Below are 273 nucleotides of genomic sequence, written 5' to 3' on the forward strand. Positions count from 1 at the left end.
TTCTGCACCGGGTGCAGGTGAGACTCCGACCTTGTATGTTGATGGTGAGAAGGTAGCTGCAAGCTATGATCCTGTAACCGGTACACTAACGCCTACCACTCCGCTGGCAGATGGTTCACATCAACTGACTTATACGTTGACTGATGCAGCAGGTAATGAAAGTGCACAGAGCCCAGCAATAACAGTTACTGTAGATACATTAGCACCGGCTACTCCTTCTGTACCGAGTGGTTATCTGGACAATGTTGGACCTGATCAAGGAATCAAGGGGTC

The 273-nt window shown here is 49.1% G+C and carries 1 protein-coding gene; it reads left to right on the forward strand.

The features are described from left to right. Positions 1-273, forward strand: a 273-nt coding sequence (locus C1642_RS19010) for an Ig-like domain-containing protein (protein ID WP_171304732.1), incomplete at both ends; no start/stop codon positions are given.

It is taken from the genome of Acinetobacter sp. AKBS16, assembly GCF_002899995.1.
Classification (GTDB): Bacteria; Pseudomonadota; Gammaproteobacteria; order Pseudomonadales; family Moraxellaceae; genus Acinetobacter; species Acinetobacter baumannii.